Source organism: Mesobacillus selenatarsenatis SF-1 (genome assembly GCF_000813125.1).
Classification (GTDB): Bacteria; Bacillota; Bacilli; order Bacillales; family Cytobacillaceae; genus Mesobacillus; species Mesobacillus selenatarsenatis.
Genome location: NZ_BASE01000060.1, coordinates 1 through 24,687 on the forward strand (window position 1 = coordinate 1; position 24,687 = coordinate 24,687).

Sequence of the window (24,687 nt, forward strand, 5' to 3'; positions counted from 1 at the left end):
TGGATCTGAAATGTCCAAGAAACAGGCTTTAATGGACATTTTGAGGTGCAAATGGATCTGAAATGTCTAAGAAACAGGCTTTAATAGACATTTTGAGGTGCAAATGGATCTGAAATGTCTAAGAAACAGGCTTTAATGGACATTTTGAAGCATGAATGATGTCAAAATGTCTAATATCACTACAACAATATGATTCGTGAAGTTATGAGAGCGAATCATGAAAGGAGATTGACTATGACTAGACCACTAAAAGCGTTTATTTTTGACCTTGATGGCGTCATTACCGATACAGCTGAGTATCATTTTTTAGCTTGGCAGGCGCTGGCTCAGGATTTGGGGATTACTTTTACCCGCGAGGATAACGAGGAGCTGAAGGGTGTTTCCCGGATGGATTCGCTTGAGAAAATCCTTGAGTTGGGCGGCCGTACGGGGGACTTCACGGCTGAGGAAAAAGATGCATTGGCAGACAAGAAAAATGATCATTACCTTACGCTTATCCAGAACATCACACCAGCTGATCTTTTGCCGGCGATCAAAGAGCTGATTACGGATATTAAAGCAAAGGGACTCAAGCTGGGCATGGCTTCTGCAAGCAAGAACGCATTCACCGTGATGGAGTCACTTGGAATGAAATCCGAGTTTGATATCATCGTTGACGCAAAGACTGTCGTTAACGGCAAGCCGCATCCTGAAGTTTTCCTGCGCGCGGCGGAAATGCTTGGTGTGGAGCCTGAAGCATGCATCGGTGTCGAGGATGCAGCGGCGGGCGTACAGGCGATTAAATCAGCGGGAATGTTCGCTGTAGCTGTGGGGCCAAAGGAAAGCTTCGAGAATGCTGATATCGTCTATGCAAGCACGGCCGAGCTTTCATTAGAAAGAATTTTAGAAGTTTATAATGCATAACTATTATGGAACCCGGTCGTGAATGTGCGGCTGGGTTTTTACTTTTTTTGGATAAATGGGAGATTATTTGGATTGAGTGAGAGATTACTTGCTTCTATTGAGAGATTTTCGATTCATCGAGAGAGTTTTGCTTTTTATCAAGAGATTAACTGTACTGATCGAGAGATTATTTTTATTCAGCTTTAAAAAAACGATCACTCTGGGAGTGACCGCTTCAGTTCATGGTAAAAAATATCCGGTTCATCGACATTCAATACAATCCTCGTTGCTTTCCGCTTCAAACCGTATATAAAATGAACATTCTGGGGCTCATGAAGCAGGATTTCAAACATTGGCTTTTCCTGGACCAAATCAGGCACCCTGGCATCAAAAAGTTCTTTTTGCTCTTTTCTGCTGAATTTTTCAGGCCCTTCGTAACGTTTGATTTCCTTGATATTGCTTAAAGGCAGGTGCATTGAACTTGAAAACCCTGTCTGTAATAACAAATAATCATCTGTCAGCAAAAAAGGAGTCAAGCGTGTGGCCTGAAGCTCGGCCAGCATGAACAGAATGCCGTATATGTTCAAAATTAGCAGGACATAGGAAACAATTGGGTTCCAGCTATGCAGGAAGTAATGCAGGCCAACCGATTCAATCGCGATGGCATGGATGACCATGATGTAGACAGCATTCACACTGTTTTTTTTATGATAGGTAAAAGCCATGCCGTGATCGATCTGAACTTTCTTTTTCCAGGAGAAGAGAGAGTAATGGAACATGGAAAATTCAGTGACAAGGATTCTGGCTGCAGTATTATCTGGCAGGCTTGTTTCTACAGCTTTTCGAATGTTGAAAAGAAAGAAAGAATTTCGGCTGGCCAGTGTTTTATACTCTTTAAGCAGTTTTGGAAGCCTGGTGATGACGGTATAAGCAATATATAGTTCAAACAGCAGGAATGCGCCTTCCGAAACAATCAAGAGATAGGGCAGGAAGGGATAATCCGATAGATGCTGCTGGGGGACGATTAAGTAGGCTGCGGCAAATCCAGCAAATATGACGATTCCCATATACTTTAGTGAATATCTTTTGTGAATGATCATGAAGTATGTCAAGAGAGGCAAAATGATTAATAGGTCAAGCAAGGAACCGATAACAGCGCCCTCCGGTACTGGTCCGAACAGCGGAGTACGGTAAAGAATGTAATTCGTTGCTAGAATTAAAGAGGCTAAAATTACATAAAGCAGTAATCTTGGTTTTTTTGCGATTGCATTTGTCATTATTATCCACCTCGCTTTTATTATAACTGAATTCATAGTGCTAAAGTAGTAATTTGAAGGTGTTCGACAAAACTAGTGTTTATAAAAATATTGAGAAAATTACTCAAGAAAATAGTGCCGTGAATAAACCCGATTACCACACCTTTAAAAAGGGAAACATTCAATTATGAAACTTTTTAAAAAGGACGGTGGATCGGGTATGTATGATTGCCTTATAGTTGGAGGCGGGATTGCGGGGCTCCAAGCGGCGATTCAGCTTGGGCGCTACAATCATAATGTGATGGTTTTGGATGCAGGTGACGGCCGGTCGGCGATTTGCCAGAGCTATCATAATATCCTTGGCTATCCGGAAGGGGTAAGTGGGCCAGAACTAAGAGAGATTGGCCGTAAACAGGCTGAACAATATGGTGTGGAATTTTTGATTGGCAAGGCTGAAAGTGCCCAAAAGGAGGGAAATGGATTCGAAGTTAAGGCAGAGAGTGGCGACACATACAAAGCGAAGACATTGCTTCTGGCCACGGGAGTCATGGATCGGATTCCGCCTTTCCCAGAGCTTATGCCTACCCTTGGAATCAGCGTGTATATATGTCCGGATTGCGATGGCCATGAAGTGAAGGACAAGTCCACAATCGTGATGGGATCGGGTAATCCTGGCGCGAACATGGCACTGACCCTTAACTATTTTACAGATCAACTTACGTATGTGAATCATGAAAATAAAGAAGTCGATGAGGAAATAATGACGGAAATGAAGGAAAAAGGAATTAAGTATGTCGAAGGGCCAATTGAAAAGGTACTGGCAGACGGGCCTGATTTCAGGGGAGTTGTACTCGCGAATGGTGAGGAGCTCACTTCAGAGCGTGGCTTCATGGCCTTTGGTGGCAATGAAGTAAAGTCCCAGCTGGCACAGCAGCTCGGCGTCGATCTGCATAAAAACAAGCATGTCCTAGTCGACCCGCGCACAAAAATGACCAATGTAGAGAACCTCTGGGCCGCAGGTGACGTCGTTGCCCATTCTGAACAGACAACCATCGCAATGGGAGACGGCATGCAGGCCAGCATCTGGATTCATAAGACACTTTTAGCAGATAAGGGATAATGTTCGCTGTTAATCCCCGTTAGCAGGGTTTTATTCCCGGTTAAAAGCGATATAGTTCCGGTGAATTGGATATATTCCCCCATTGGACAAAATGAAAGCCGCCATTCAACATGGAATGGCGGCTTTTGCTGGTATTAAAATTTTTTTGTAAAAACGTTCCTATTCCAGGTCTAATCTTTTCAATGGCAGCTCAGCTGGGCCTTCAACCACATCTCCTTTGTAGGAGAAGCGGGAGCCATGGCATGGGCAGTCCCATGTGCGTTCGCCATTGTTCCAGTTGAGTTCGCAGCCCATGTGGGTGCAAGTTGTATCGACGACGTGCAGCTTGCCGTTTTCATCACGGTACGCTCCTGCGCGTTTGCCATTAACTGTTACGACTGCCCCTTCTTCCTGAACCAGGCTCTCCGGATCCGTCGATGGCCGATCCAGTTTCCCTTTAACCAGTTCCTTTGCGACCAGGGCATTATCAGTAACGAATGTCGCCACATCCGGCTTGGCATGGAACCTTTGCGGTTCGAATAATTCCACATATGGATTATCTTTCTTCAAAACAAGATCGGACATGAGAAGCGCGGCATTGATGCCGTTGCTCATCCCCCATTTCCGATAGCCGGTAGCAACGAAGATGTTTTCTGTGCTCGAAGAATATTTTCCGACAAAAGGAATTTTATCAAGGGTTGTCGGATCCTGCGCCGACCAGCGGAAAGGGATTTCCTTTACGCCGAAAGCCTGTGCTGCGAATGCCTCGAGTGCCTCATAATACTGGTGTGTGTTTTCTTCCTGCCCGGTAATATGGCTGTCTCCGCCAAACAGCACCAGCTTCTCGCCGTTCCAGTCGGTATAGCGCAGTGAGCGTGACGGTGTCTCAGCATTGATGTACATGCCGCCGGGAAACTCTTTTTCCGTCCTGACGGCAAGCACATATGAACGATTGACCTGCATCCTTGAAAAATAGAACCCTTTTAAATCGTAAAACGGGAAGTGCGTGCTGATGATCATTTGATTGCAGCGAACCTTATGACCGTCCCTTGTCGTAATGACAGGTTCAGAGCCTTCCTCCATATCGACTGCGGTTGTATTCTCGAAAATCTGGCCGCCCATTTCTGTAAAACGCTCCACCAGATGCTTTAAAAATTTTAGCGGGTGGAATTGGGCCTGGTTCCTCATGACCACAGCTGCCATCGCCTCAACTGGAATCGGTACCTCTGAGACATACTCACTTCCAACGACACCCAACTTCTCGTAGGCCTTGAATTCCTTTAACAGCTTTTCCATTTCCTTGTCGGAATTCGTGTAGATATAGGCATCCTCTTCGGTAAAATCGCAATCGATCTGCTGTTCTTTCACGATGTTTTTAACGAATTGCATCGCATCATAATTCGCCTGATAGTAAAGGCGCGCCTTTTCCTCGCCAAAATGGCTGATCAACTCGTCATAAATCATGCCGTGCTGTGCGGTCACCTTTGCCGTTGTATGTCCGGTTGTGCCATTCAAGATCGTGCCGGCCTCAATCACGGCCACCTTTGCTCCAGCTTTGGCCAGCAAGTATGCTGAAGTCAAACCTGTAATCCCGCCGCCAACAACAGCGACATCGATCTTCAAATCCTCCTGCAGCTTAGGGAATGTTGGCAGTTCTGCGGTTTTGCGCCAATAAGGTTCAGGGAAACGAGGCAGCTTTGAAGTATAATCGTTCATCAACAATCCTCCTTAAAAATCTTCATAATAACTAATTTTTCCTGTTTTGATAAAAAACATGCTTTTTTCTTTTACCCGCTTGATAAAGGAATAGACAAGTTATTTCCAAATAGAGCGCATTGGGCAAGAAATTGGTTCCTGCGTGATAAAATGGAATCATCACTGAATGGAGGGCCAATATGGAAATCACAGTAGTTGGGACAGGCTATGTTGGTCTTGTCACGGGAGTTTGTTTTGCTGAAGTTGGTTACAATGTGACCTGTTTTGATATAGATGAACAAAAAATCAGCACCCTCTCCACAGGGATATGCCCGATTTATGAGCCGGGACTTGAGGAGATGCTGAAAAAGAATCTCGATGAAGGAAGGCTGCATTTTACATCTGACTCAAAAGCGGCTTGCACAAAGGCAGAGTTTATTTTCATCGCTGTCGGGACGCCTGAGGATGAGGATGGCTCGGCGAACCTTGACTATTTGGAAGCTGCAGTTGCTGATATCGGCGCCAATTTGACCAAGGATGCTGTCGTTGTCATTAAAAGCACCGTGCCGGTTGGGACAAATGAGCGGATTGGTCAGATGCTTCAGGATATCATTCCAGGCAATATTCATGTGAAAGTCGTTTCAAATCCTGAATTTTTGCGGGAAGGGTCCGGCATTCTTGATACGTTCCATGCTGACCGGATTGTCATCGGCACGGATGACCTTGAGGCTGGCCGCGAGGTAGCGCAGTTGTTTGAACCTTTTGGCAGACCGATTATACAGACAGATATCCGCAGTGCGGAGCTCATTAAGTATGCCTCTAATGCGTTTTTGGCAACGAAAATCAGTTTCATCAACGAAGTGGCCAACCTGTGTGAGTACACAGGCGCAAATATTGAAGATGTCGCAAAAGGAATGGGCATGGACGAGCGAATCGGCAGCCAATTTTTAAAAGCGGGAATTGGCTATGGCGGTTCATGCTTCCCGAAGGATACAAAGGCACTTGAAAAGCTGACAGAGTACTATAATTATGATTTTAAAATTCTGCGTTCCGTGATTGAGGTGAACAGCAGGCAGAAACAGCAGCTATTTTTAAAAGCGAAGAAGATGTTAGGGAGCCTGCGGGGAAAGAGGGTGGCGGTCCTTGGGCTTGCGTTCAAGCCGCATACTGATGATATCCGCGAAGCACCAGCAATAGAGCTGATCACCCAGCTGATTGAAGAACAGGCTGACATTTCCGTGTATGACCCGGCAGCCGTTGGAAAAGTCGAGGAGTTATTCGGCAGCCGGCTTTATTACGCTGACACAGTGGATCTGGCGATTAAAGGAGCGGATGTTGTCTTCATCATGACCGAGTGGCCGCAAATCACTCAATATGATTTAGGACGTTACCCATTACTCATGCGTGAACCTTTGATTTTTGACGGAAGGAATTGCTATGGCTTGGTTGAGGCAGAGTTAGCTGGCATAACGTATATTTCTATAGGCAGGAAGGCTATTAATGTGAATCGGAATCTCGAAAACTCGAAAACTCCAGCCTTAGAGACTGAGCTGGAAGAGACCAGGATTGAATCGGCCATCCTCCATAAGGTAAAATTATCCTAAATACCCTCAGGTAAGGAGGAACCAGGATGGCGAAGGTTAAAACGAACGCGATGAGGATTCTTGATACGCAGAAAGTGCCGTATGAGATTCTTACGTATGATTCAAAGGATGGCAAGATCGATGGTGTTGCTGTTGCGGGGAAGATTGGCCGCGATCCTGCACAGGTCTATAAGACGCTTGTTGTAGTAGGTTCCAGCAAGGAATTATACGTTTTTGTCATCCCGGTGGAAGCGGAGCTGGACATGAAAAAAGCTGCGAGGGAAGCCGGGGAAAAGAATGTTGAAATGCTTCCTGTCAAGGACATCCAGAAATTTACGGGCTATATTCGCGGCGGCTGTTCGCCTGTTGGCATGAAGAAGAATTATCCGACATTTTTGGATGAGAGCGCCCAGGAGCTTGAAACCATCATCGTCAGCGCAGGGAAAATCGGTTTCCAGGTCGAATTGGCACCGGACCAATTGATCAGTACGGTTGCAGGGAAATATGCAGAACTGGTGAAAGCATAGATGTTTTTCTTAATAGGATCAGAGTTCTGACAGGTTCGCGAGTGAATGCGGAAAAGTAGGCAAGAAAACCCTGGAATCGTGACAGGTTAGGGTATAAGGGCCGTAAAGCTGTCAAGAAAACCTGGGAATCGTGACAGGTTTGAGTGTGAAAGCCGAAAAGCTGTCAAGAAAACGCCGGAATCGTGACAGGTTTGGGTGTGAAAGCCGAAAAGCTGTCAAGAAAACTTCGGAATCGTGACAGGTTTGGGTGTGAAAGCCGAAAAGCTGTCAAGAAAACCTCGGAATCGTGACAGGTTCGCGTGTGAAAGTGGAAAAGCTGTCAAGAAAACCTGGGAATCGTGACAGGTTTGGGTGTGAAAGCCGAAAAGCTGTCAAGAAAACGCCGGAATCGTGACAGGTTTGGGTGTGAGAGCCGAAAAGCTGTCAAGAAAACTTCGGAATCGTGACAGGTTTGGGTGTGAAAGCCGTAAAGCTGTCAAGAAAACTTCGGAATCGTGACAGGTTTGGGTGTGAAAGCCGTAAAGCTGTCAAGAAAACCTCGGAATCGTGACAGGTTCGCGTGTGAAAGTGGAAAAGCTGTCAAGAAAACCTGGGAATCGTGACAGGATTGAGTGTGAAAGCCGTAAAGTTGTCACGATAAGTCCCCAATTCCGACAGGTTCATGAGCAATAGCAGAATAATTGTGCGGAGGTTATCCTTTAAACAAAAAACAGCCTTTGCTTGAGCTCGGGCTGTTTTCCATATTACTGAACTATTCATGCCCTGCGGCATTAATTTTAATCTCCAAACTAGCGACTTGCGATTGATAGAGTTCTTCATAGCTCTTGGCTGTGTCATAGGCGATCTCTTTGTCAGTAGCATTTGGCTTTTCTTTTACAACGTCGGCTTTGAGTGTTTCATAGATCTGCTGGGTAAGCAGCTTTTCGGTGAAGTAGCTGTTCAGCCTGTTTTTATATGCATCTTCAGGGTAAGCGGAAACAAGCTGCGAGGCTGCTTCATTTTGCTCGACTTTCGCTTTGAATTCTTCAATAGTTCCAGCTACCTCAGCACTTTCTACGTCCAGGCCCTTTTCCCTTGCTAGCAGGTACATGGTGTGCTGCTCGAGCATTTTGGACAGGTTCACGTTGAAATTATCATGGTACTTGGATTGCTCATCCCAGTAGGCCATTTTTTCTTCCAGTTCCACGCCCTGCAAATTCTTTTCATCGACAGCGCGGTTCAGCTCGATATCTACCTTGTTCATCAGCTGATAAAATTGCAGGTCTTCATAGGAAAAGACCTTGCCGTTGATCGTGACGACTTTGTCATCAGCCTGAAATCCGTCTTCCGAACTTTCCTCCGCTTTCTGCGCACTTGAGTTGTTCTCAGTTACAGGTTCCTTGTTATCCTGCTGGCAGCCCCCAAGAATCATACCGGCCACCAGCAGCACAAGAATCAGAAGTTTTTTAAGTTTCATGTTGGATCATTCCTTTTCCACTTCGAATGTAATCACATGCTCAAAAGCAGAACCATCTGATTCTCCTTCGATATTGGCGATCCATTCTCCGCCCATCGGCAGTTCGACGCTTGATTCATAAACACCATTTCCTTTGTCCTCAAAATTAAGTTCAATGGTACCATGGTCCATTTTGGCCATTTCAAGGTAAGCAGCAAATTCCAGGCCGTCCACCGGCTCGCCATCCTTCATGACTTCAATTACAACTGGGTAGCTTTCGCCAGCCTTGTACTTAGGGGCTTCCCTCAAAGTGATCTCAAAATCAGAGCCTGAACTGCATCCAGCTAGAAGAACAATCAGCAACATAAAGCCTGCGAGTAATTTTTTCATTTGTAATCCGCTCCTTTTAAGTGCTCATTAAGAAATTCATCGACCGTGTACTTTGTCATTTTTCCGTCTTCCAAAAATGCTACATGCGAACAGATTTGCTTGATTTCATCCATATGATGCGATGCCATGAAAATCGTCTTTCCGGATAGAGACTTGAGGATTTGCAAAATCTCCTCGCGGCCGAGCGGATCAAGTCCGCTTGTTGGCTCATCGAGAATCAATACTTCTGTATCGTAATAGAGCATGACGCAGAGTCCGAGGCGCTGGAGCATCCCCTTGGAATAGCCCTTCACCTGGTTATGCCGGTCTTCCCATAAAGAGACCATCTTCAGTTTCTCCTCAATCTTCTTTTCATCAATCTCCTCAGTTCCAAGCGATGCGAAAAAGCGCATATTCTCTTTACCAGTCAGATGCGGATAGAGGTGGAATTTTTCGGGGAGATAGGAAACGATTTTCTTCCAGTCTCCTTTCGAATTTGGAAATCCCCCAAGCGTAATCGAACCTTTTTTAACAAGCTGCAAACCGAGGATCGAACGAATCAAGGTTGATTTCCCGGCACCGTTCCGCCCAACCAGGGCACAGTACTCGTTTTTCTCTATTGTCAGGTTGATATCTTTCAAGACTTGCTTATTTTTATAAGATTGTGATAGGTCCTTGATTTCAATCATGATTTTTCCCCCTTGCTGCGGAACAGGATGGAGAGCTCGAAGAACAGGATCATCCAGAATGCCAGGTCAATCAAGAGAAACTTCCATGGAGCCATCCAGATCATTTTTTCCATCAATCGCGACATATTGTTCAGCGAGAATAATCCGAGCGATGTCTCTAGGAAAAAGCGTAATGTGTGCAATGGATCCAGGAAGTAGAGCCACGAAAACAGTTTGACATTTTCATAGGAAACAGAAGGTACGTACTGGATGAACGCCAGGTCGATCAGGAACACGAACAGGAACCATGTGAAAATCGTTGCGCCGATCAGCTGCATCTTCGTGTTCGTGATGTTCCCCAGAAACAGTCCCAACTGGTTGAAAATCAACAGCAGTACCACAACTGTCACGAGAAAATAGATGAAGCTGGTTAGCTGGAATTGCAGGAACCATTTCATCGCGATGGCGAGAACAAAGTACCAGCCGACAAACACGCCAATGACGACCGTCTGAATCGCGATGGTTTTCTTCAGCAACAGGCTTCGGTTCGATTCTTTTTTCGTCAACAGGATCATCGACGTCTTCAGCTCTTTTTCCTGGAAGATTGAAAAAGAGGAAATGAAGAGAGCGAAGATTGGTACCAGATAAATATTCATGTCATAAAGCGAGAGAAGAAAGGCGTCAAATCCGAGTTCATCTGGATATGAGCGTGCTTCCATCAACAGGAAGATGGAAGTCAGCATGACCATGGCCAGGCCGAGCCAGAGGCCTTTCCCGCGTGACTGTTCAAGCCATTCCTTCCAAATGTAATTCATGATAAACGACTCCTTCTCTTTTTGGTAAAAATCCAACCCGCAATCGCGATCGCCGGAATGAAAAGCAGCATCCATGGTGCAGATTCCTTCTCCTTCTCAATAAGCGGGAATTCATCCACGACCATCACTTTCTGGGTGCTTAAGACTTCATTGATTTTTTCATAGATTTTAATGGCCGGGCTTTTTAAAAATAAATACGCGAGTTCATTATCTTCTACTAGTTTGTAAAGGGACGATTTATATTCAACAGGAGAGTCACCAATCTGGTTCTGATCCAGGTCGAGGACAGAAAGCTCTGTGCCCCAGTAGTTGCCCTTCCCGTTTAGATTCCATTGATTATAAGATTCCGCGCCAATTGTCAGGACATTGGCAATGTTTTGCTCAAAGTGATTTTTCGTGAATACCTGGGAAGTGGACGTAGTCCATAGCTCCACACCAATGTCATTGTGGAAAAACTTGTTTCCCTCAATCTTGTTCTGTTTGGATTGCTCCAGGTAAATGCCACGCTGGTTCAGGTAAAATTCATTATCCAGGACGGTGTTGTTGGTGCTCGTCTGGATGATGAGCCCGAATGAGCGGGATCCCTGGTTAAAGGAAAATTGATTTTCCTTCAACAAGATGTTCTGGGAGTGCATGATTGCCGCACCGCCAGTGTTTTTATTGAAACGGTTTCGGTAAAAAGTATTATCGTTTGAGTACATATAGTGCAGGCCGTACCGTGTTTCACTTACATAATTGTTGCGGATTACGTTTTTATCCGCGTATTCGACATAAATGCCGTCGCGTGTTTTGGAAATAGTGCAATCTTCAATAATATTATTGGACGTGCGCACAAGCTGGATGCCATTTCCCTGGCTGCCTAGCTTTCCCGTACCTTGCCCGGTGACTGTTACATTTTTCACGAGAGTGTGGTTTGAACTATTAATATAGAGTCCATGGTAAACATCGTGGATAACTAGATTAATAAACTGGTTGTGCTCTCCCATCGTGCGGATCCCTGAATATTCCTCATCAGAGCTTCTGTTCAGGCTGCCGTGTTCGATTGTTAAATTTTTCATAATGACATTGGAGGCTTTGACCAGGACGACATTCCCTTTTCCATCGCCGCGGATCGTTGTGTCTTTTTGTCCGATAATCGTAATCGGTTTCGTAATCTCGATATTTCCTTCATATTGCTTATTCTCTAAAATCAATTCACCGTTTATTGGAGTTTCATCAATCAGCTTCTGCAGGGATACATCTGCCGAGACAGGCAGGGTGGAGAAAATCCAGACGCCTATCCCAACAAATAAAATCAATAGCCTGTTCATTTCCGACGCTCCAGCCAAAATGGCAAAAGTGTAAGCAGGAAGCCTGCTCCAAGCAGGAATGACCCTGTTGTAAAATAACTGTGTGTCACGAAGTTCGCAAGGATGTTTTCTCCAATAATCGGCGGTACGAATGGTTCAAGTTCGATTGGTGCCTTAGGGTCAAGCTCTGTACCAAATTTCGTGAGCCAGCGGTTCATGTCGTAAATGCCAAGGGCTCCACCCACAATAAGCAGTGCTGGTGGTACATATAGCAGGCTTTTCTTTCTCACTAAAGCGACGATGATGATGATTGCCGCAAGCCCCATGATCAGGCCAGGCAGGTATTGCAGTTCAGGAAAGCTTTCATTGCTGAAGGGAGCCATGCCAATATAATGATTCAAGCCGTTTACGATATCGATGTCTCCAGCTAGCTTGCTAGGATAAACAATGATATCTAGCCCTTCCATATATTGCGGTGCGTAAAACTTCATCCCCCACCAGGGGAATTTGATAGAGGCAAAAATCAATGCTGCAGCCCCGATAAGACTAGCTATAGAACCAGCAGATAATTTCTTTGCCATCTGAATCATCTCCTAAAAGAAATCTGCAAGAGTCATTTTTTAACGCTGCAAAATTTCTAGACTTAAAACTTTTTAAAAAGGGAGAAAGGGTATCGGCTGAAAACTCAATACCCTTTTCCATATTCAGCTTGCCAGGTTATTTCGGTTCTACTAACATGTAGCCGCTCATTTCCTGGTGGAGGGCTGAACAGAAGTTTGTGCAGTAGATTGGGAATGTACCAGCTTTTTCAGCGGTAAATTCAATCGTGCTTGTCTGGCCTGGCTGGACTTCGTAGTTCAGGTCGTGGTCCATGATGCCGAAGCCGTGGGTGATATCCTGGTCAAGGTCAATATTCGTCAGGTGAATGATAACCTTGTCGCCTTGTTTGACCTTGATTTCGTCTGGACGCTCAGCTTTTGCGTCAAAGACAAACTTGGAACGCATGGCGATACCGTATACATGGACTTCATTGCCTTTGCGCTCGATTCGTGTGTCTTCTTGTTTCCAAACAGAGTGCTCGCGGTTTTCGTCTTTCTCGTAAATCTTGATCGTTTTGATTTTGTCACGGTGGATCGTCTGTGCGTAATGCGGTTCTGGATCGACCGGAGCCGTGTACGTCAGGGACATCTTATCTCCTGAAATATCAATCAGTTCCATTGATTCAGGGTGTGAAGGTCCAACTGACAGGAAATTGTCCTTGGCAATTTTGTTCAGAGATACAATCCATTTGCCGTCCGGAGAGGCTGTGTCACCCTCTGTTGCTGTTGAGTGTCCTGGTGAATAGTGGACAGGTGTACGGTCCAGAATTTCTCCAGTCTCGACTTTCCATTTGACGATCTCAGATGAAATGAACATCGTATTGTACGCATTGCCTCTGTCGTCAAATTGAGTGTGAAGTGGCCCCAATGCTCCTGGAGGGTCAACTTCACGTTCTACAACCTTGTCATAAGGCAAGACTGGAATACCGAATTTTTCAGTTTCAAAGTCCCCAGCCTTGATCGCTTCAAATGCTTTTTCGAATGAGAATACAGTCATTAAAGGTGCCAGCTTACCAGATGCGATGAAGCGTGTTCCGTCCGGAGTGACGTCAACGCCGTGCGGTGATTTCGCTACAGGTAATGCGTAAATCGAACCCTTGTGCTTGCGAGGGTCAATCATCTTCGCGCCATTGACTTCTTCATACTCACCAGCTGCCACTTTTTTCTCGAGCTCTTTCCAGTTCAGCAGGACGATATAGTCACGGTCATTCTGCGATGCGTTGATTTCGTTATTCGTCGTTGCGAATTCTGTGTTGTAAGTTGTCATGACAATCCAGTCGCCAGAAACCTTTTTACCAGCGTCGGAAAGGTCATATGACCAAGGCGGAAGCATGATCTGATAAGCCAGATCGAAGTCCTTTTTTTCCTGGTCGAATGTGACCATTGAAACTACACCTTTATATTTCTCCTCGAATTCATCCAGTGGAGCGTACTCTTTTCCGATTGGAACCGAGAAACGGGTAGGCATGACAATGTATTCCGTGTTCTGTGTAACGAATGTCCCTGCGTGCGGTCCGCCCATGTTCGGCATTTCCATGATGTCTGCCGTATGGAAGGTGCTTAAGTCAACCGCCGCGATTCGGTTATTGGCCACGTCATTTGCGAACACGAATTTGCCATCATATTCACCATCTGTCTCGGAAATGGCCGGGTGGTGAAAATCTCCCCATGTATAGCCGCCAAGCATTTCTTTCGATTTTGTGTCGAAGCCGTATCCAGTGGCCGGATCCGGCGTGAACACCGGCACGGTACGAATCTTTCTCATGGAAGGCAGTCCGTAAACGAATAGCTGCCCTGAATGGCCGCCTGATGAAAGCATGTAGTACTCGTCTAGCTCGCCATAAGGAACATAGACCTTTTCAGCGTTTGACTTGTTTGCGGTGTCATTGCTTGCCGTTCCTTTAGGTCCTGTTGAAAAATCAGCAAAGAATACAGTTGCCGCCATGAAGCCGGCTAGCAGCCCGGAAGCTGCGGGAACCCATTTTTTCATTAACACTGCACCACCTTTGGTTTATTTTTCAGAAGCTTCTTTCAAAATTTCTACAACTTGATTTATTTCTTCCTCTGTCAGCGGGTTGCCGCCAATTACGCCGGACATGACTGCTGAGGTAGGTTCTTTAAGGAATTCATCGATTGCTTTACCGTGCTTGCCCTCGACATTGGTGAATGCACCGGAAAGATCAGGTCCGGTTGCTCCTCCAGTAAGGTTCAAGGCTTCTACAGAGTGGCAGCCAAGGCAGCCTTTCGCTTGAAGGATGTTCTCCTCACCAGCAGCAGTGGAAGTGGTCTCATTTGACTCTTTTTCTTCCTTGACCGTTTCTTCAGGCTTTGAAGACTCATTGACAGCTGTGACTTCTTTTTCCTGGCCATCGTTCCCAGGAATGACATCGAAGGCTATATAACCAATCCCGAGTCCAAGAAGAGCACTGATGATGAAATGGATGATAGGTTTATTCACTTTTTTCCCCCCTTGATTATTTTCCAAGGCTCTTTCCGTTTCAAAGATAAGGCAGTCAAATCCACCCATAAATCTGATTGAGCCTTTCACACTTACATCCTAACTTTTTGGAAAAAACGTTAGTGTGATGTACTGCACACATATTTGTGTTTATTGTGAATGAATTGTGAAAGCGCTGTGATTAGCTGTGAAGAACGTCACTTGCCCGGGAAACAGTTTTCAAAATAGACAAATTTGGAGTGAGATCTGGGCAATCACCCAGAACAAATTCCCTGCATATAGTAAGGAGGAAGCGAAAACTTACCGTTTTTAAGAACGGTTGGAGGGAGTGCAAATCTATGTCAGGGAAAATCCTGAACTACTTTGCCGGCGGCAACACGGCCCGCGGTTTTTACAGCTTATATGATTCCAGCTTGCAGGGCTTGTCCCGGCTTTTCATATTGAAGGGCGGACCAGGAACAGGAAAATCCTCGCTCATGAAAAAGATCGGCAATGAATGGCTTGAAAAAGGCTATGATGTACAATTCCTGTATTGCTCATCAGACAACAAATCAATCGATGGTGTGCTAATTCCCAGATTGAATGCCGGAATTGTTGACGGAACTGCGCCTCATGTCATCGAACCGAAGGCACCTGGAGCGATAGAGGAGTATGTCAATCTGGGTGAAGCGTGGAATTCCGGCAAGCTTCAGGAACACAAGGAAACCATCCTGAAGCTTAGTGAAAAAATCAGTGAGGCATTCAATTCTGCCTACAGCCTTTTTGCCGAAGCGCTGAGAATCCATGACGAGTGGGAAAAAATCTATATTGAAAACATGGATTTTGAAAAAGCGAATGAGCTGACGAACAGATTGATTGAGAGGTTCTTCGGAGACAGTACATCAACAGAAGGCAGCGGGCGGGTGTACGACCGATTCCTTGGTGCCGCCACTCCGGTTGGGGCAGTCGATTTTGTACCTAATTTGACAGAGACAGTGGGCAAGAGGTACTTCATCAAAGGTCGTCCAGGCTCTGGAAAGTCCACCATGCTGAAAAAACTTGCTGCCAAAGCACAGTTGCGCGGATATGACGTTGAAGTCTATCATTGTGGATTTGATCCGCACAGCCTGGATATGGTCATTGTCCGAGAGCTAGACTTTGCGATATTCGACAGCACGGCGCCACATGAGTATTTTCCGGAAAGTGAGACAGATGAAATCATCGATATGTATACAGAGTTGATCACTCCTGGTACGGATGAAAAATATGAAGCGGAAATTAAGGATGTTGGCGGAAGGTATAAAGCAAAGATGAACGAAGCAATCGCCTCACTAGCCCGTGCAAAAGAACTGCGCGACCAATTGGAGGCAATCTATATCGAAGCAATGGATTTTGCCAAGGTAGACGAAATCACCGGCCAGCTTCAGAAAGAGATCGAAAGACTGGGCGCAAACTAGCACCGAATTGGGCTTTTTGCATACATTACAAGGAAGACTTTTAGAGAGGGGACATGAGTTTTGTATTACAATAACTTCTACCCATATGGACCAAATCAGCAATTTGAAGACGATTATGGCTTTAATGAGAACGAATTTAACCAGCAGGGAGATTTGAGGACATTTGGAGGCTTTCCTGGAGGACCAGGTGGATTTCCCGGCCAGGGTGGAGGCATTCCCGGTGGTGGATTTCCGGGGCAAGGCGGGGGCATTCCTGGAGGTGGCTTCCCTGGAGGCGGACCAGGTGGAATCCCAGGAGGTTCACCAGGTGGAGGCCAGGCAGGAGGCCCGCCTTCATCGCCTCCACCAGCATATGTGCCGCAAGAACAGGCAACGGCATTTGCAGTCGACCCAGGCGGAATCAGGAGATGTATGTACCGCTTTACGTATATCTGGCTGATCGATGGCAGAAGCTTCTGGTTCTATCCAATCTTCCTCGGCAGGAATTCGATTGCCGGCTGGAGATGGAGCCGCCGCCGTGGATGGGTTTACTACGGAATGGACCTGAGACAGATTCGATCATTCCAGTGCTAGGAACAGATAATTTTAAAAGAGAAGCGTGCTGCTTCTCTTTTTTGCTGGAAAAAATCAGTGATTTTTTCCAGTTCGCGGAATTAACTTAGAAATTCGCGGAATTAATGTGAGTTTTCGCGGAATTGTGGTCTGATTTCGCGGAATCCCACCCCATTTTCGCGGAATTCACTAAATATGAAAAAACCGGCTGGCATCTCGCCACCCGGTTTTCGCAGTTTTACCTCTTTTTGGTTGTATTAAGATCGAATCACGTTCATTTTGAGTATTTTCACCACTTAAAAAATGATATGCGCAACCAGTACAACGATTGGCAATGTCACAAGTGTACGCTGCAGGAAGATAATGAACAATTCCCCAAAGCTGACAGGAATTTTCGAACCAAGCAGCAGGCCGCCGACCTCAGACATATAGATGAGCTGTGTGACGGAAACAGACGCAATGATGAACCTTGTCATCGGGCTTGCAATGTCAGCACCGATAACGGATGGAAGGAACATGTCCGCAAAGCCGACAATCAGCGTCTCAGATGCTGCCTTCGCTTCAGGAACCTGCATTAGCTCAAGCAGCGGAATGAACGGCATACCTAACCATTGGAATACTGGTGTGTATTCAGCGACAATTAGCGCCAGTGTTCCGAGCGCCATGACGATCGGCGCAACTCCCATCCACATATCAAGGATATTGCGGACGCCGGCAAGGAAGAAATCTTTGAAACTCTTATTGCTACTTGCTTTATCGACAGCCTGTGCCATACCCCAGGAGAAAGGTGTATAGCCATCTGGAATGTTTTCCTCAGAATAGTCGTTGTTCTGCTCCACATAATACGTATCCTCTTTCCTGGAAAGAGGCGGGATTCTTGGGAGGATAACAGCCGCAACCACGCCAGCCAATGTCACGGTCAGGTAAAATGGGACAAACATATGGCCCAGGCCAACCTGAGAAATGACTACGAGACTGAATGTGATTGAGACAACAGAGAATGTAGTTCCGATAACAGCGGCTTCACGTCTAGTATAATACCCTTCTTCATACTGCTTGCTTGTCAGGAGAACACCAATCGTGCCGTCACCAAGCCATGATGTGAGAGTATCGATTGAAGAACGTCCAGGCAATGTGAAAATAGGACGCATGATCTTGGCCATCAATGTTCCGAACAATTCAAGAAGGCCGAAGTTTAGTAATAAAGGCAGGAATAATCCCGCAAACAGAAAAACAGAGAAAAGGATTGGCAAAAGGTCGTTGAGAAGCAGGCCGCCTGTGTTAGGTGACCAAACTGCTTCCGGTCCTAATTGAAATAAAGTCATAACCGCAAAAGTTGCCCCTAAAATCCTGGCAACCAGCCAGACAGCTGGAACATCAAACAATGATTTTAGGAAATGATTGCGATCAAGAATTTCAGGTCTGATTGTTTTTATTAATAATGTTCCGATTAGCGTCAGAACAATGATTACAGTCATGATCGCAGGCAGTGAGCCGCCAAGTAAGTCCTGCAGCCATCCTGATAGGACCGCGATAGGTATTGTTATTTCTCCATTATAGGAGATTGGTAACATAAAGAAAAATATTCCTATTAATGAGGGAATAATGAATGCTAATAAGTCCCCGGTAGATCTTGTTTTGCGCAATGGTTTTTCCAAAATGATTTCACCCTTAGAATACATATTTATAAGCCAAAAATTATTTTAATGCATAACCCCTGTTTTGCCAACACTTTTCTCTCCCCAATTCCTTCCTGTGTTATATTCTCCTAAAGCAAGCAAGCTAAACGTCAATCCGCCACCCTCATATAAAATTCAATTTTTTTTAGCAGGATTCCTTCTGTTTAGCGTGAATTCTTAATAGGACTATTACCTTATTTAACCGGGGAGAAGAAGAATGAAAGTTACTTTGGAAAAAATCAGACCAGATAAAAAGGAAGTACTGCGTAATCTTTATTCACTATACCTGCATGATTTGTCAGCTTATACAGATGGTTTGCAGATCAGCAAGGATGGCAGCTTCGAATTTGATTCATTTTCGCTTATATGGGAAAAAGAAGGAATCACTCCATACTTCATTAAAGTCGATGAAAAACTGGCAGGCTTTGTCCTGATTCTCGAAGCACCTTTTACGAAAAAAGTAGATAAAGTGATCAATGATTTTTTCGTCCTAAATGCCTTCAGGGGAAAGGGAGTCTCTAAAGCAGCCGTATCAGAAATATTTGCTCATAATAAAGGCAGATATTACATATCTCAGTTGGTAAAAAACGAAACAGCAGTTCACTTTTGGAAAAATATCTACAAGCAAATGGAGATAGACTTTGTAGAACAGCCTGAAGTACAGGATGGGGAAGAGGTCGTTTATCAGACCTTTACTGTAATAAAAATGCCAGGAATTGCACTAGAAAGAGAAAGAAGGTAAATAAGAAAAGGTAATAGGTTAATGGTAGAGGACTTTATGTACAAATAACAAATTTTTTATGATGTAGGTAAATTATAGTTAATTTAAGAGGGTGAAGGTATGGGGTTAAGCTTTAAAGTGGCTTCAGAAACGGAGATAAAAGAAATTTATGAATTAGCAGGTGAAAACCGTAAAGAAGCAACAAATCATGATGCAGATGATAATAAGCAAAAAATGATTGAAGCATATGAGCATTCCGCGAAGTATAATGCTTATTTTGTTTGCTTAATGAATGACAATACGCTTCTTGGATGGGTTCAAATTGATAAAGCGTTTGATTACTTAACGGGTGATGAAATCGGCTGGATAAATGATATATATGTAAAAATGCCATACAGAGGCAAGGGTTACTCTAAATTATTGATGGAAGAGGCTTTAAAGGAATTTAGGAAAAACGGATATAGTGATGTAAGACTGAATGTATATTCACATAATGAAAAAGCATTAAAGTTGTATGAGAAAATGGGATTTAAGGATGTTAGTAAATTCATGAAAATATCTTTATAATCGCTTGTTTCTTATAAAATCATGAAGGCTATAGTGACATAAAAAAACGCTGTTGATTTTGTTTTCAACAGCGTTTTCTTGTGTGATTATTCATGTGAATAGCTTTGTGATTTTTGTGGATAAACAAGAAATTGTTTATGTTGTTTGCACCTTAAATCGGCACTCCCTTTAAAAATCAATTCAAATATACTCTTGTTTCATATGGCTTCAATGTGAATGACGGTTTCTGTTCTTCAACCTTGTAGTTGTTAAGCAGCAATTGGCTTGATTCAAGCGGAAATCCGTCGAATTCGAAGGCTGCTGGCTCGCTGGATAGGTTGGAAAGCACAACAGCTTGTTTGTCGTCCAGTGTTCTTGTATAGGCATAGATTTGTTCGTGATCTTCCAGAACTAAATCGTATGTGCCATAAGTGAAAATGTCATTGGCCTTCTTCATTTCGATCATTTTTTTATAAAAATGAAGGATGGAGTCGGGGTCATTAAGCTGAGCTTCGACATTGACCTCTTTGTAGTTCGGATTCATCCCGAGCCAAGGCTTGCCTGTTGTGAAACCGGCATTTTCTGCATCGGACCATTGCATTGGCGTACGTGAGTTGTCGCGGCTAGTCGCCCAGATGAAATCCATGATTTCTTCATGTGGCACACCGTTTTCACGGCGGATTTTATAGAGGTTCTTGATTGCGACATCATCATAATCCTCAATTGAAAGGAACTGGACATTGGTCATGCCGATTTCCTGACCCTGATAGATGAAAGGCGTGCCCTGCATCAAGAAATACATCGATGCCAGCGCAGTTGCACTTTCGCGCCAGTAGTCCTTGTCATCGCCCCATGTCGAAACGATCCGGGCTTTATCATGGTTTTCAATGAATAGCGCATTCCAACCATTTCCTTCAAGCCCTTTTTGCCAGCGGGTAAAAGTTTTCTTCAATTTTGCCAGGTCGAGTGCCTTCTTTTCAGAATCCCACAGGTCTAGGTGCTCAAACTGGAATACCATATTGAACTTACCTTGTTCCTCGCCAACCCAGAGATCGGCTTCCTCGATGCTGACGCCATTTGCCTCGCCGACTGTCATGATGTCGTATTTAGAGAATGTTTCTTCCTTCAGCTCTTCAAGGAATGTCTGGATTCCATCGACATTCATATGCTTGTCAAAAGAAGAAACATACTGCAGCCCTTCAGGGTTAGGCATGTCTTTTAGGCCAGCTTCTTTTTTGATGTGGCTGATCGCGTCGACGCGGAAACCATCGATCCCTTTATCAAGCCACCAGTTAATCATATTGTATAACGCAGTACGGACCTCTTTGTTTTCCCAATTCAAATCTGGCTGTTTGCGGGAGAAGATGTGAAGGAAGTACTGACCTGTCTTTTTGTCATACTCCCAGGCAGATCCGCCAAAGATGCTTTCCCAGTTGTTTGGCTCAGCGCCGTCCTTGCCATCGCGCCAGATATACCAGTCACGCTTAGGACTGTCTTTGGATTCACGGGATTCGATGAACCATTGGTGCTCATCGCTTGTATGGTTGATGACAAGATCAATAATCAGCTTCATGCCGCGTTTATGCGTTTCAGCAAGCAGCCGGTCAAAGTCTTCCATCGTCCCAAATTCATCCATGATGTCCTGATAATCACTGATATCATAACCATTATCGTCATTTGGGGATTTGTACATTGGGCAAATCCAGATGACATCGATCCCTAAATCTTTTAAGTAATCAAGTTTTGAAATCATTCCCTGTAAATCGCCGATGCCGTCGCCGTTGAAATCCATGAAGCTCCTTGGATATACCTGATAGGCAACAGCCTCTTTCCACCATTTGTGTTTCATGTGAACCCTCATTTCTATATTTACTCTTGCTGTTTTACCTTGATATTTAACGTATGCCCCGACATGTGTTGAAGCGGATTTAATTAAGGAGAAAAATAATAAAATTACTAATTGTGCAAACGATTGCAGACAGGATTCATAATAGCATATGAATCTTTTCATGACAATATGGACCTAGCTTGAAAATTTGATCACTAGTATATACACGTATTATTTGCTGTCGAGAGTTTGAAGGTCTATCATGATTGTTAATACTGAAAAAATAACTACAGAAGGTGAAGAAATGATTAGGTGCATAGCTACAGATATGGACGGGACGTTATTGACTGCTACCCAGCAGATTACTGCAGAGAATAGAGAAGCGATTTTAAAAGCAAAAGAGCAGGGAGTCGAAGTCGTTGTCGCAACTGGACGGTCGTTCGAGGAAGCAAGATTCGTTCTCGAGGAATCCGGTCTTAAACTGCCAATGATATGTGTGAATGGAGCCGAGGTTCGTTCAGAGGATGGGGAAATTGTTTCTTCAAGCCCGTTGAATAAAGCCGAGGCACGGCAGGCAGCGCTAAGGCTTGTGGAAAGCGGCGTTTATTTCGAGGTTTACACCAACAAGGGTACCTTTACTGAAGATGAGGATATGGCGATCACGATCATCGTTGATATTTTCTCAACCGCAAACCCTGAAGTGCCGATCGAAAAAATCGCCGAGGCTGCTGAGGAAAGAATGCATAAAGGACTAATTACGAAGATCGACCATTATGACGAATTATTCGAGGACGACCAATATGAGATTTACAAGCTGCTGGCTTTTTCGCTAGATGATGACAAGCTAGAGGCCGCAAAGGATGGCCTGAAGGAAATTTCAGGGCTTGCGGTCAGTTCATCCGGGCGTGAGAACATCGAAATTACGAGCCTCGAAGCTCAAAAGGGGATTGCCCTGGAAAAATTCGTAGCTACAAGAGGGATCAGCCTTGAGGAAACGATGGCGCTTGGTGACAATTTCAACGATGTATCGATGCTTGAAAAAGTCGGCAAACCTGTAGCGATGGGAAATGCAGCTCAAGAAATTAAAGAACTATGCGGCGAAGTGACATTGACGAATGAAGAAAGCGGCGTCGGAAAAGCGATTATGAAGGTGCTGGACATCTAATTTTTGAGTAGATGTGGAGATCTGATTTTTAGAATGGATTATATATAGGAAAGGACGTGTGTCATGAAAAGACTCTCGTATGTGTTGCTAGCAATGCTGATGATGATGGCAGGCTGTTCAACCGGCGGTGACGAAACGAAGCCTGCAGGTGAAGTGAATCAAGAACCAGAAGACAAAGAAGCGGTTGCTCAGGCTGACCAGCTTGAGGTTGTTGCAGAAAATCTGGAAGTCCCGTGGTCAATCAATAAAAGCGGTGAGACATTTTACTTGAGCGAACGCCCAGGTTCGATTGTAAAAGTGGAAGGCGGTAGCACAGAGCGACAGAAGGTTACTTTTAAAAAGAAAGTGTCACAAGCTGCTGAAGCCGGATTTCTTGGCTTTGTGCTCGCTCCTGATTTCGAGCAGTCCAACAAGGCATTTGCTTATTATACATACGAGAATGGCACCGGGCAGTTCAATCGAATTGTCGAACTGGCTTTGAAAAATGGTGAATGGCTGGAAGGCAAGCTTTTGCTTGATAAAATCCCGAGCGGACGCTTCCATCATGGCGGCAGGCTGAAAATCGGGCCGGACGGAAAGCTTTACGCAACCACAGGTGATGCGGCAACAAACCCGGAAATCGCCCAGGATCTTGATTCGCTCGGCGGCAAAGTCCTGCGCCTGAACCTTGATGGAACTGTCCCTGCAGATAATCCATTTGAAGCCTCCTATGTTTACAGCTATGGACACCGAAATCCGCAGGGACTGGCCTGGTCGAAGGATGGAACTCTTTATGCCAGCGAACACGGCCCATCCGCGCATGATGAAATCAATTTGATTGAGGCAGGGAAGAACTATGGCTGGCCGGAGATAACTGGTGACGACACGAAGCAGGGCATGGAAGCGCCAATTTTCCATTCGGGAAGCAATACTTGGGCACCCTCAGGTATGGCAGCGCATGAAGGGAAGTTATATGTTGCTACATTGAGAGGCAACGCGCTGCGTGAATTCGACCCTGCGGCGAACTCCACAAGAGAAGTAGTCACCGGATTAGGCCGAATCCGCGATGTGATCGTTGATGGTGATGATTTATATTTCATCAGCAACAATACCGACGGCCGCGGCACCCCAAGTGAAGGCGACGATAAGCTTTATCGTGTAAAATTGCAGGATTTACGTTAAAAATGGTGGAGGAGTACCTGAAATGGTGCTCCTTTTCTTGTTTTGGAGGCAAAATTACCGATTAAAAAGGATTACTATTATGGTTATTGGCGATAATTTAATTTTATTGGCGGAGTTCACAGTTTTATTGGCGAAAATTTGATTTTATTGGCGATTTTCACAAATTTATTGGCGAAAATCCATTTTTATTGGCGAACTGGAAATTTATCCGCGATTTTTTCCAGTTCCAAAACAAAAAAACCGGGCACGCCCGGTTTACTTTTTACTGTGGTTTGGTCCTGCCAATCCATGCATGATGAATTGAATGGTCCGCTCTGTTTCTGCTTCATCATCCCAATCCGCTTCAGGCAGGATCATATAGCGCGCGATCAAATAGCCAAAGATGGTAGAAAATGTCATTCTAAACACACTGTAGGCCGGGATATCCATGATCTGGCCTTTTGCCTGATAGTGCTCCACAAGCTTTATGAATTGAGCATATACTTTTAGGGCGATATGCTCCTTGAACAATTCCTTCAATTCAGGATGAAACGGAATTTCCTGAACCAGAATTTTAACAGTTGAAAGATTTTTAACAAGGAAATCACGGCGATTCAAAAGCATGGCAGTAAGAAAATCTTCAAAATGCTCGTAATCCTGATGAAGAACCTTCTGCAGGTCTTTTATGATAAAAGGTGCCACAAACTTTGCCATCACTGGAGCGACAATTGCCAGCAGCAAATCCTTTTTTGTTTTATAATGCCTGAAAATCGTTCCTTCAGCGACACCGGCCTTTTTGGCGATTTCGCTCGTTGACGTGGCGGAAAAACCTTTTTCGGCAAAGGACTCGATTGCAGATACGATGATTTTTTTCTGCTTATCTGTCAGTTCATCTCCATCCATTAACTCGTCAATTTCTAAGTCGTGATCTGTCATCGTCTTCTC

General features: G+C 44.7%; 23 protein-coding genes. 10 read left to right on the plus strand and 13 right to left on the minus strand.

Annotated elements, in window-relative coordinates:
* Positions 1 to 234 precede the first annotated feature (234 nt).
* Positions 235 to 903 (plus strand): beta-phosphoglucomutase, encoded by a 669-nt coding sequence (gene pgmB, locus TY49_RS12740; protein WP_041966296.1) that lies wholly within the window; start codon positions 235 to 237, stop codon positions 901 to 903.
* Positions 904 to 1,097: 194 nt separating this feature from the next.
* Here pgmB and TY49_RS12745 read toward each other — a convergent pair whose 3' ends face one another.
* Positions 1,098 to 2,159, minus strand: coding sequence for a hypothetical protein (locus tag TY49_RS12745; RefSeq protein ID WP_041966297.1), 1,062 nt, complete (start codon positions 2,157 to 2,159; stop codon positions 1,098 to 1,100).
* Positions 2,160 to 2,325: 166 nt separating this feature from the next.
* Between TY49_RS12745 and TY49_RS12750 the strand changes: the two genes are divergently transcribed.
* On the plus strand, positions 2,326 to 3,258 hold the full coding sequence (locus tag TY49_RS12750; protein ID WP_232310452.1) for an NAD(P)/FAD-dependent oxidoreductase: 933 nt from the start codon (positions 2,326 to 2,328) through the stop codon (positions 3,256 to 3,258).
* A gap of 159 nt (positions 3,259 to 3,417) precedes the next feature.
* Here TY49_RS12750 and TY49_RS12755 read toward each other — a convergent pair whose 3' ends face one another.
* Positions 3,418 to 4,953, minus strand: a complete 1,536-nt coding sequence (locus tag TY49_RS12755; protein ID WP_041966298.1) for an FAD-dependent oxidoreductase — start codon at positions 4,951 to 4,953, stop codon at positions 3,418 to 3,420.
* 179 nt (positions 4,954 to 5,132) lie between these two features.
* Between TY49_RS12755 and TY49_RS12760 the strand changes: the two genes are divergently transcribed.
* Together TY49_RS12760 and ybaK are read left to right on the plus strand one after the other, a co-directional pair.
* Positions 5,133 to 6,536 carry a UDP-glucose dehydrogenase family protein gene (locus TY49_RS12760; RefSeq protein WP_084135466.1) on the plus strand — a complete coding sequence of 468 codons (1,404 nt, stop codon included), beginning with the start codon at positions 5,133 to 5,135 and terminating at the stop codon, positions 6,534 to 6,536.
* A 26-nt stretch (positions 6,537 to 6,562) separates the two neighbouring features.
* Positions 6,563 to 7,042, plus strand: a complete 480-nt coding sequence (gene ybaK / locus TY49_RS12765; protein WP_041966299.1) for a Cys-tRNA(Pro) deacylase — start codon at positions 6,563 to 6,565, stop codon at positions 7,040 to 7,042.
* Positions 7,043 to 7,793: 751 nt separating this feature from the next.
* On the opposite strand, the gene TY49_RS12770 is transcribed toward ybaK, so the two are convergent.
* The 8 genes from TY49_RS12770 to TY49_RS12805 form a co-directional block, all read right to left on the minus strand.
* A complete protein-coding gene (locus TY49_RS12770) occupies positions 7,794 to 8,498 on the minus strand; it encodes a hypothetical protein (RefSeq protein ID WP_041966300.1) in 705 nt (234 codons plus the stop codon).
* 6 nt (positions 8,499 to 8,504) lie between these two features.
* Positions 8,505 to 8,867 carry a FixH family protein gene (locus TY49_RS12775; protein ID WP_041966301.1) on the minus strand — a complete coding sequence of 121 codons (363 nt, stop codon included), beginning with the start codon at positions 8,865 to 8,867 and terminating at the stop codon, positions 8,505 to 8,507.
* The gene (locus tag TY49_RS12780) at positions 8,864 to 9,535 is read right to left on the minus strand and encodes an ABC transporter ATP-binding protein (RefSeq protein WP_041966302.1); all 672 of its coding nucleotides are present in this window, start codon (positions 9,533 to 9,535) and stop codon (positions 8,864 to 8,866) included. The genes TY49_RS12775 and TY49_RS12780 overlap by 4 nt, the downstream gene beginning before the upstream one ends.
* Positions 9,532 to 10,329 (minus strand): ABC transporter permease subunit, encoded by a 798-nt coding sequence (locus tag TY49_RS12785; RefSeq protein ID WP_041966303.1) that lies wholly within the window; start codon positions 10,327 to 10,329, stop codon positions 9,532 to 9,534. The genes TY49_RS12780 and TY49_RS12785 overlap by 4 nt, the downstream gene beginning before the upstream one ends.
* Positions 10,326 to 11,639 carry a nitrous oxide reductase family maturation protein NosD gene (gene nosD / locus TY49_RS12790; protein ID WP_041966304.1) on the minus strand — a complete coding sequence of 438 codons (1,314 nt, stop codon included), beginning with the start codon at positions 11,637 to 11,639 and terminating at the stop codon, positions 10,326 to 10,328. The genes TY49_RS12785 and nosD overlap by 4 nt, the downstream gene beginning before the upstream one ends.
* Positions 11,636 to 12,199: a hypothetical protein gene (locus TY49_RS12795; protein ID WP_041966305.1), complete on the minus strand. Its 564-nt coding sequence runs from the start codon at positions 12,197 to 12,199 to the stop codon at positions 11,636 to 11,638. Before TY49_RS12795 ends, nosD begins: the two co-directional genes overlap by 4 nt.
* A gap of 136 nt (positions 12,200 to 12,335) precedes the next feature.
* Positions 12,336 to 14,207 (minus strand): Sec-dependent nitrous-oxide reductase, encoded by a 1,872-nt coding sequence (nosZ, locus tag TY49_RS12800; protein WP_041966306.1) that lies wholly within the window; start codon positions 14,205 to 14,207, stop codon positions 12,336 to 12,338.
* Positions 14,208 to 14,228: 21 nt separating this feature from the next.
* Positions 14,229 to 14,675 (minus strand): c-type cytochrome, encoded by a 447-nt coding sequence (locus TY49_RS12805; RefSeq protein WP_041966335.1) that lies wholly within the window; start codon positions 14,673 to 14,675, stop codon positions 14,229 to 14,231.
* A 338-nt stretch (positions 14,676 to 15,013) separates the two neighbouring features.
* Between TY49_RS12805 and TY49_RS12810 the strand changes: the two genes are divergently transcribed.
* Positions 15,014 to 16,111 carry a PRK06851 family protein gene (locus tag TY49_RS12810; protein ID WP_041966307.1) on the plus strand — a complete coding sequence of 366 codons (1,098 nt, stop codon included), beginning with the start codon at positions 15,014 to 15,016 and terminating at the stop codon, positions 16,109 to 16,111.
* 60 nt (positions 16,112 to 16,171) lie between these two features.
* Positions 16,172 to 16,684, plus strand: a complete 513-nt coding sequence (locus TY49_RS12815; protein ID WP_052442182.1) for a hypothetical protein — start codon at positions 16,172 to 16,174, stop codon at positions 16,682 to 16,684.
* Positions 16,685 to 16,959: 275 nt separating this feature from the next.
* Here the strand turns inward: TY49_RS12815 and TY49_RS12820 are convergent, their stop codons facing one another.
* Complete coding sequence (locus TY49_RS12820) at positions 16,960 to 18,321, minus strand: YjiH family protein (RefSeq protein WP_041966337.1); 1,362 nt, start codon at positions 18,319 to 18,321, stop codon at positions 16,960 to 16,962.
* Between the two features lie 238 nt (positions 18,322 to 18,559).
* Here TY49_RS12820 and TY49_RS12825 point away from each other — a divergent pair, with 238 nt between their 5' ends.
* Positions 18,560 to 19,084, plus strand: coding sequence for a GNAT family N-acetyltransferase (locus tag TY49_RS12825; protein ID WP_041966308.1), 525 nt, complete (start codon positions 18,560 to 18,562; stop codon positions 19,082 to 19,084).
* 99 nt (positions 19,085 to 19,183) lie between these two features.
* Positions 19,184 to 19,630, plus strand: coding sequence for a GNAT family N-acetyltransferase (locus TY49_RS12830; protein ID WP_052442183.1), 447 nt, complete (start codon positions 19,184 to 19,186; stop codon positions 19,628 to 19,630).
* A 175-nt stretch (positions 19,631 to 19,805) separates the two neighbouring features.
* Here the strand turns inward: TY49_RS12830 and TY49_RS12835 are convergent, their stop codons facing one another.
* Positions 19,806 to 21,458 (minus strand): glycoside hydrolase family 13 protein, encoded by a 1,653-nt coding sequence (locus TY49_RS12835; protein ID WP_041966309.1) that lies wholly within the window; start codon positions 21,456 to 21,458, stop codon positions 19,806 to 19,808.
* Positions 21,459 to 21,699: 241 nt separating this feature from the next.
* On the opposite strand from TY49_RS12835, the gene TY49_RS12840 reads away from it, so the two are divergent.
* Both TY49_RS12840 and TY49_RS12845 read left to right on the plus strand, forming a co-directional pair.
* Complete coding sequence (locus tag TY49_RS12840; RefSeq protein WP_369389973.1) at positions 21,700 to 22,602, plus strand: Cof-type HAD-IIB family hydrolase; 903 nt, start codon at positions 21,700 to 21,702, stop codon at positions 22,600 to 22,602.
* Positions 22,603 to 22,665: 63 nt separating this feature from the next.
* Positions 22,666 to 23,763, plus strand: coding sequence for a PQQ-dependent sugar dehydrogenase (locus TY49_RS12845; RefSeq protein ID WP_041966310.1), 1,098 nt, complete (start codon positions 22,666 to 22,668; stop codon positions 23,761 to 23,763).
* Between the two features lie 255 nt (positions 23,764 to 24,018).
* Here TY49_RS12845 and TY49_RS12850 read toward each other — a convergent pair whose 3' ends face one another.
* Entirely contained in the window at positions 24,019 to 24,678 is a 660-nt protein-coding gene (locus TY49_RS12850) for a TetR/AcrR family transcriptional regulator (RefSeq protein WP_041966311.1), read from the minus strand.
* Between the last annotated feature and the right edge of the window lie 9 nt (positions 24,679 to 24,687).